Annotated in this window: 6 protein-coding genes and 1 pseudogene; 2 read left to right on the top strand and 5 right to left on the bottom strand. The window is 52.2% G+C overall.

Annotated features, from left to right (window positions below):
• The 4 genes from ppnN to queF all read right to left on the bottom strand — a co-directional run.
• The coding region (ppnN, locus tag MHN01_RS09745) for a nucleotide 5'-monophosphate nucleosidase PpnN (protein ID WP_239411174.1) at nucleotides 1-1,180 on the bottom strand (1,180 nt) is incomplete at its 3' end.
• Between the two features lie 235 nt (nucleotides 1,181-1,415).
• On the bottom strand, nucleotides 1,416-2,975 hold the full coding sequence (locus MHN01_RS09740; RefSeq protein WP_239411173.1) for a GGDEF domain-containing protein: 1,560 nt from the start codon (nucleotides 2,973-2,975) through the stop codon (nucleotides 1,416-1,418).
• A 131-nt stretch (nucleotides 2,976-3,106) separates the two neighbouring features.
• Nucleotides 3,107-5,386 carry a tetratricopeptide repeat protein gene (locus MHN01_RS09735; protein WP_239411172.1) on the bottom strand — a complete coding sequence of 760 codons (2,280 nt, stop codon included), beginning with the start codon at nucleotides 5,384-5,386 and terminating at the stop codon, nucleotides 3,107-3,109.
• Nucleotides 5,387-5,492: 106 nt separating this feature from the next.
• The gene (gene queF / locus MHN01_RS09730) at nucleotides 5,493-6,338 is read right to left on the bottom strand and encodes an NADPH-dependent 7-cyano-7-deazaguanine reductase QueF (RefSeq protein WP_239411171.1); all 846 of its coding nucleotides are present in this window, start codon (nucleotides 6,336-6,338) and stop codon (nucleotides 5,493-5,495) included.
• 63 nt (nucleotides 6,339-6,401) lie between these two features.
• Between queF and syd the strand changes: the two genes are divergently transcribed.
• Nucleotides 6,402-6,956 carry a SecY-interacting protein gene (gene syd, locus MHN01_RS09725; protein ID WP_239411170.1) on the top strand — a complete coding sequence of 185 codons (555 nt, stop codon included), beginning with the start codon at nucleotides 6,402-6,404 and terminating at the stop codon, nucleotides 6,954-6,956.
• Nucleotides 6,957-6,959: 3 nt separating this feature from the next.
• Nucleotides 6,960-7,733, top strand: coding sequence for a Zn-ribbon-containing protein (locus tag MHN01_RS09720; RefSeq protein WP_239411169.1), 774 nt, complete (start codon nucleotides 6,960-6,962; stop codon nucleotides 7,731-7,733).
• Nucleotides 7,734-7,817: 84 nt separating this feature from the next.
• Here MHN01_RS09720 and MHN01_RS09715 read toward each other — a convergent pair.
• Nucleotides 7,818-8,054, bottom strand: a pseudogene (locus MHN01_RS09715) (hypothetical protein).
• Nucleotide 8,055 lies beyond the last annotated feature (1 nt).

Genomic DNA, 8,055 nt, shown 5'->3' with positions numbered 1-8,055 from the left:
CGACGATGCCAGAAAACGCACGGCGTAAATGGGCTGCCAGATGCTCAGGACGCTGGTTCATGTGCAGATCGAGGCTTGCCATCGACTCATGGGTCGGCTCGAACGGCAGCTGGAACTCCGGCGGGATCTTGAGCGACCAGTTATAACTGTAGGCATCACCAGTTGCCAGACGCTGCTCTTTGATCAGCGGCATTGCGGCCTTCATTACCCGGGCAACCTTTGCCGGATCATCAATGATGATTTCGTAATGCTTGGTCGCGGCTTCGCCAAGGGTGTCCTTGATGAAGCTATCAAGGGTGCGGAAGTACGGTTCGCTCTCTTTTGGACCGGTCAGTACCAGCGGCATCGGCTGGCTGGCATTTTCTGGGTGCATCAGGATCCCCAGGATATAGAGCAGCTCCTCGGCAGTACCTGCGCCGCCCGGGAAGATGACAATACCGTGGCCGGCCCGGACGAAGGCCTCCAGACGTTTTTCGATATCTGGCAGGATCACCAGTTCGTTTACAATCGGGTTCGGCGGCTCGGCGGCAATGATTGACGGCTCGGTCAGGCCAATAAAGCGGCTTTGAGAATAGCGCTGCTTGGCGTGACCGATAGCGGCCCCTTTCATCGGTCCTTCCATGGCTCCCGGGCCACAGCCGGTACAGATGTTGAGCTCGCGCAGCCCCAGTTCATGGCCGACTTCGCGGGTGTATTGATACTCTACCGGATTGATCGAGTGTCCGCCCCAGCAGACGACGATATTAGGATCTTCACCGGAGCGGACGGTCTGGGCATTGCGCAGTACACTGAAGACAAAGTTGGTGATGTGTGGTGCGCTGGTCAGGTTGATGTCATTGCGTTGTTTGACGTGCATATTGACGTAGACGATATCCCGCAGTACCGCGAACATATGTTCCTGAATACCGCGAATGATCCGGCCGTCGACAAAGGCATGCTCGGGCGGGTTCATCAGTTCGAGTTTGATCCCGCGCTCCCTACGCATGACGTTGACATCAAAGCTTTTGTGCTTCTCCAGAAGCTCCTTCGAGTTGTCGGTATGGCTACCTGAGTTGAGTACGGCCAGCGAACAGTTGCGATACAAGCGGTACAGCTCACTGGATGCCGTTGCCTTCAGGCGGTCTACTTCCAGCTGTGAGAGTAGATCCATGGCACCGACGGGACTGATATGAGTAATCATGGTTACCTCCCTGGTCACGATGAAACGGCTTTACTCACGCTGTTCTAATTATTTTGGAAGAGTAAGTAAGCAGAGCCGGAGAGAGAAAATCTCAGAGGTGTTTTTAAGGCACTCACATTGTTGCGTATGTTCCTTAAAAATCAGTCTGTTATTTCACCATACACAGGGATGCTCGATTTGACCAGAAATTGATGTGACAGATGTTGGTTGGATGTAAGTTTTTAGTTATAAAGGGCTAGGAGATCCATAGCATGCGGTTACGGCCGGTACTTTTGGCACTGAACAGCGCCTTGTCGGTCCGTTCGATAATGTCAGTCGGGGTGTCATTGCCGTCGAACAGGGTGGCACCGATGGAGACGCTGATAGAGACATTTTGATCCCGGAAACGGAATGGTAGCTGGGCAATGGTCTCGCGGATTTTGCTGAGACACTTGTTACGCTCTTCCTCGTTGGTATCAGGGAGAATGATCATAAACTCGTCGTCACCGAAGCGGGCGATAAAGTCGGTATCTGTCAGCGTCTGGCGAATGGTTCGGGCAATGATCTTCAGGACTTTATCACCGGCAAGATGGCCGTAGCTATCATTGATCTCTTTAAAGTGGTCAATGTCGATCATCGCCACACAGACCGGGTGCTGATAGCGTAGCCAGCGACGGTACTCATGCTCAAGGCGATCGTTCAGGGCGGCGCGATTGTAAACCCGGGTAAGGTTATCAAGGAACATCTTCCGTTCCTGATCATTGAGCCGGCGACGGAAGTCCTGAGTCTGCTCGAAGAGGTTATTGATTTTGTTTTCGTTAAAGCCCAGCTGCTCGATCAGTGCTCTCTCGCGTTTCTCGAGGGCCTTGTTGCGCTCGGCCAATACTAGCAGTTCCTTGGTAAGATCGGTCAGCGTCGGCCGCCAGTGCTCCAGGTTCTTCTGCTCGCTGAGTCCCTGGCGAATCGAGGTAGCTAAATCGGCCAGCTCGGAGGTCATTTCGCTGCGGTGCTCGTAGATTGCCTCGCTTTGGCCGACACTCTGGTTGGTGGTTTTTTGCAGCGTTGCCAGGTCGCTGTTTACACCGTCGAGAAACTGCTGGGATGAACGACGTTCCTGGCGTGTTCCGTCAAGGACCAGGCGCAAGACTTCCAGAGACAGTTCAATCAGGTTTTGTGGCGTTGCACCGATCAGAAGCTGGTTGCGAATACTCAACAGCTTGTCACCGGCCTCGCCATCAAAGTCGAGCTCGGTGATCAGACGCTGTAGCTCGCTGGTCAGTTGCAACAGCAGATCATGATCCAAACTGTCTTTCATCACCATGGCTTCACTGGACACGGCCATGAGCTTGAGCGCGCGCTCGTACAGCTCCAAAATACGGATGACCTGCTTGTGGGTCTGGGCCAGTGTCTCAGATGGCTGGCCGAGCAAGTTACGCAGTTCCCTTTTTAGCTGGGCAGGCAAGCCGTGCACACGTTTCAGGGTTTCGCCGCTTTGCCCAATCTGTTGTTCGAGTCGCTGGGTTTCTTTTTCGGTAAAGTTGGCCTGGCGAGTGACAAGGCGCTCAATAATCGCTAAGCGGGGAATAAGTTTGCTGACATCCTTGTGTTGTTCCAGCTCGGAACGCAACTCGGCAAGCTTGTGGTCGAGCTCGCTATCGAGCCCGCGACAGGCAACAGATAAACGACTGATCAAACGCTTGAGTATCACTATTTCGCGACGAGACTTCAGAGAAGCATCGCGATAGGATAATTGAGCTTGGTCCAAACGTAGTCTCAATTTACTCACTTCAGAGACTACGGCGTTTATATCAGTCACGTTGTTGAAAAATTACCTTTCAGATGGGGCCCTTTCTTATCAGCAGGTTAGCTTTCGGGCGACGAAATATGCTAGCAAAAAAGGTCGAACAATTCATTGTTATCGGCGAATTGGCGGATAACTGCAGCAGTCTAAATGATATTTTTGTCAGAATCGTGATCATTATTCCAGATGATATCGTAGGCCGACGAGCTCTGTACTTTGACTAACCCATTGTCAATGCCCTGCAAACAGGCTTTGCGGATATTGTCACTGGCAAAGCTGGCTGCCGGCGCTGCATCGATTGCACTGAGATGAACCCATTGACTGCCGGGCTCTTTTTTACTGATCAGGCGGGCGGCATTAGCAGCCATGAGCAGAATATCCAGCAGCTCATGGTCGTTAATTGCCGTATAGGCTCTGGGCAGGAAGGGGTATTCCGCCATGCCGATACGTACCCGGTTGTCGATTTGGCGATTGCCCAGAAAGTTATCGATTAACTGCTGGATAGACCCTGCCAGCTGGTCCGGTGCGGTATCAAGACGCGAATTCGGCTCGATATACAAGAACATGGCATCGGAGAAGTGATACAGACGTGCCGGTTCGCAGACCTGCTCCTTGAGGTATTCACCGAACTGGCGCTCGATTTCCAGCCCTTTCTGGTAACCATGCTCAAGATAAATGTGCTTGAGGAAAGGCACCTCGAACAGGGCAAAACGCAGCCTGTCGCTAAGCGGCTCGTTGATGATTTCACCCAGGTGCCACTGTTCAAAGTTGGCACTGCTTTGCTGCAGGGAGTTAGGCAGGCGGGCGGTAAGCATGCGCAGGTTGCGCAATCCGCTTCTCGGGTGGGTATAAAACTCGGTCCGCAGGCGCATCAGGCGAGTTTGCAGTTGCTTGGCAACGCGATGGCGGCGCAGCAGAACAATCAGGATAACCAGAATAAAGCTGAGCAAGAAAATGGTGACATTTTTCTGTTTGTACAGGGCTTTCTCGCTTTCGAACTGTTGCCGTTCCATTTCTTCCAGCTGTAGCGATCGCTCCAGCATACGCTGCTGTTGCTTGAAGACCTCGACATTACTTTTGACCTGATCTTCCTGCTTGCTCGAAAACAGCTGTTCATAGCGTCGCTGGCTGAGCAGGGCATTGTAATAGTCATTTTGTTGCTCAAACGCCGCCGAGAGCACAGTTTCGCCCATTAACTGCAAATCCAGATCGCCAAGTCTGCTGGCGGCGATCAATCCCGACTGCAGGGTTGAAACGGCTTTTTCGGTCCGGCCTTCTGCCAGTTCCAGCTTGCCTTGCAGGATCTGCGCCTCGGCCTGGATCGCCTCGTTGTTGCTCAGGGTGGCCAACTGGCGGGTATGTTGCAGGTACTGCTCGGCTTTGGGGTAGTTATAGAGCTGCAGATATACCCGGGCAATATTCAGGCGCAGCCGGGCCGAGCGGATATCATGTTTGAGCTGGTTTTCCTGATCCAGGGCGTTGAAGTAGTGGACAAGGGCAAGATTGAACCGTCCCTGTTGCTCGTAGATAGACGCGATAAGAGCCAGGGTTTTTGCCAGCGGCAGTGTCTGGTTGAAGTGCTCGAAAAACTCACCGGCCTGGGTGGCGTGCTCAAGGGCCTTGTCAAAGACCTTGCGTTGCTCAAAAAGATTGGCGAGCTCGAAATTGGCTAGAGCAACCTTGGCGCTATCTTCCTGTTCGACGGCCAGCCAGTAGCCACCCAGCAGTCGGTCGAGGGCCAGATCGAAGTGGCGGTGCTCGAGATAATGGTGTCCGATCGTCAGCTGGTAGTTAATGACCTCGCTGCTGTCCTCGAGGCTCATTAGGTAGCGCTTGGCCTTGATAAATAATTTTTCGGCCTTGTTCTCATTGTCGAGGTGGGACTCAATAATCGCTCGTTGCAGCAGCGACTGATACTGCAGTATCTTGACTTGCTTGGTGAGCTGAAGGGCTTTGGACTGTTCGATCTCTTTATCGACCTGATCCAGCATACTCAGTGCCGTGGCACTGTTTTTCAGGTTATCCCAGTAAATTTGTGCGTGGATCAGCCGGGTTTCAAGGGTGGTAAAAGACAGATCGTTTTCAGCTGCCAGCTTTTCTGCTTTCTTGACGGTGTTGATCGCCTCTTCAGGCTGGTTGAGAAGCGAAAAGGCCCTGGCCTGAATTTGCAAGGCGTTGATGGTGTTCAAAGGGGTCCGGACGGTATGATCGGTTTCGTCATTGACATGAACACGGGACAGTTCTTTGGGATCGCTGAGGCGGCGTTGGTCGAGATAGCGGGTGGTCATCTCAAGGGATTTGTCCGGGCTGGTTTGAAGCAGCTCATTGGCATCAGCCAAAATTGGCGTGGTATAAATTTTCGCATTTGCAGTAAAGGACGTCGCTAGGATCACCAGCAGTCCTACCAGCCAACGGCTCAGACACATACTTATTCTTAAACCCAAAAAAACAGTAGGTCTTAATATTACTGGCTTGGAGAATCAAGTCCAGCAAAGTACACGTTTTTGCTGGACTTATTCTATCTAGGCGGGGTTACTGGCGAGCGAGGCGGAAGTTGTTGCTCGGCGTTTTGCCCTGGTTGGTTCGGTATGGGTTGATATCCAGACCGCCGCGGCGGGTGTAGCGGGCGTAAACCGTCAGCAGCTCCGGCTGGCAGTATTTCATCAGGTCGGTGAAGATACGCTCGACACACTGCTCGTGAAACTCGTTATGGTTACGGAAAGAGACCAGGTAACGAAGTAGCTTTTCGCGATTGATCTTTTTGCCCTTGTACGAAATTCTCACGCTACCCCAGTCCGGCTGGCTGGTGATCAGGCAGTTGGATTTGAGCAGGTGGCTGTTCAGCTCTTCGCTGACAATGTCGCCCTCGGCAGCGCCTTCCAGATAGTCTGGATTGAACTCGTAGTCGGCAATCTCGATATCCTGGTTATCGATACACTCACCGGTGAAGTTGACAATCGGCTGGTTATCGAAGTCTTCCAGCGGCTGGACGGTGACATCGACGTCGGCACCGGCGCAGGCAGTGAGATCTTTTTGCAGGGTATCTGCGATGTCTTGCCAGCTGGCAAATCGGGTTTGGTTGAAGCTATTGAGATAGAGCTTGAATGATTTGGACTCGATCAGGTTCGGGCTGGATGCCGGAAGGCGGACTTCACCGATAGCGACTTGCGGCAAGCCTTTGCTATTGAGCCAGGAGAGCTCATACAGTGTCCAGATGTCATAGCCGGTAAATGGCAGGTTGTCTCCCAGCGCTAAATCGTCGCGGTTTAGGCTTCGTGGTACCGGCTGAAGTAACGATGGGTCATACTGATCTTTGTACTCGGTGCTCTGACCGAGTGTTAAGCCTGCTAATTCTTTAGCGTCTTTATATTTGCTCATACTGTCCTGGACACACTTGGATTAGAATATGCGAAGTGTACTTAATCTTTAATGAGGTTGCGAATGAATCATCCTGTTGCGGTCGCTTTATCTGACTTTTCGTCCCGTTTTTTGCAGGCTTGGCGTGATGCCGGTCAAGGTTTTCCCCGGAGCGAGGATTTGGTAGGGCTGGAGTCGCCATGTGTTGAAAACGATTCTGGTTATGAAGTGACCTGGAAACCTGTCGCGCGCGAGCCGATGGGGGATCTATCCGGGGTTGAAAAAGGGATAGAGCTTCGCCTCCACGAAGATATCAGTGTTTTTTACGGCGCACAGTTCAGCGGCGACATGGCCGCCCGGTTCCGTGAGCTGGAGTTTGACCTGTTACAGGTATTTAGCGAAGACGACAGCCTGCGCTTGCAGGAGAATATTTTGGGCCATCTGGTTATGCAGCGCCGCCTGAAACTCAAACCGACGGTCTTTATCGGTGCGCTGGAGGCGGAGGAACAGGTGATCTCTATCTGCAACCTGACCGGACAGGTGATTTTGGAAACCCTGGGCAAGACGACTCGTGATGTATTGGCGGCAGATGTCGAAACCTTCCTGCAGCAGTTAGAACCGGTTGTAAGAGAGTGCTGATTTATGTTCGTTGTTGAGTTGCAATTCGAGTGTTTTGACAATACGACCGTCTCTGCGGTGGATATGGCGGTGAATGGCCTGCTGGATGCCCTGCGCTACAACGGTCAGGTATTGGGACGTGAATTCCCTATTGTGATGGATGAGGGGGTGTTTCGGGTACGTGTTGTCTGTCCGGAGCAAGATAGCATGCATCCCCAGTTCCACAGTGACCATGTGAAGGCCTGTATTAAACGTCTGAGCCAGGCCAGCTTGCTTACGCCCAAAGTCAAAGTACTGGGACGGGATATAAACTCCGAAGCTGCTGCTGAGAATTTCGCACCTTCCTGGCAGGTTATTTATACAACCTATGTTCATACCTGTTCGCCGCTTCGATGTGGTGAAACCCTGATGCCGATTCCGCTGTATCGGATAGCCCCGACGCTCAACGGCGATCATAAAGCCGTAGTGAAGTGGCAGACTGAATGGCAGGCCTGCGACGAAATTCAAATGGCCGGTGGTTGTCAGGCTGAACATGCTGCGCTGCATGAGATCCGTGATGTTGATAGTGACTTGTTCAGACGCGGGTGGGATTTGCGTGGCCGTATTGAATATATAACCAAGATCCCGACTTACTACTACCAATATCAAGTTGGCGGACTGAGCCTGAATGACGAGAAAACGCGCCCTTGTCCGAAATGTGGCGGGGAATGGCATCTTGAAGAGCCCCTGCACGGGATTTTTCATTTTAAATGCGATGAATGCCGAATCGTCTCCAACCTTTCCTGGGACTTTCAATAAGCGCGAAGGCGTATAACAAAGTCAGGGCATTGAATGTGCCCTGACTTTAGATTGATTCTTCTTGCAATGTTGAAAGAAGGAAGGCTAGTGTTGTTCCAGTTGCTCGATTCTTGTCGTCAGAGCCGCGACCTGCTCTTCCAACTGCTTGATACGTTCCTCCTGGCTTAAAGGGGGAGCGCTTTTTTCTATCTTGGGAACTTTGGCATTTTTCTTCCAGGCTTGCAGCGCCTTGATAATGAGCGGCATGGGTAACGGCTCGGCAAGGCGGGATTTGATCAGGGCCACTGACGGTTCTTTTCATTCGGCGATCAGTGACTCGATA

The organism is Photobacterium sp. OFAV2-7 (assembly GCF_022347985.1).
Taxonomy (GTDB): Bacteria; Pseudomonadota; Gammaproteobacteria; order Enterobacterales; family Vibrionaceae; genus Photobacterium.
The sequence above is the reverse complement of the archived record's forward strand: the minus strand, read 5'-3'. Positions and strand labels throughout refer to the sequence as shown.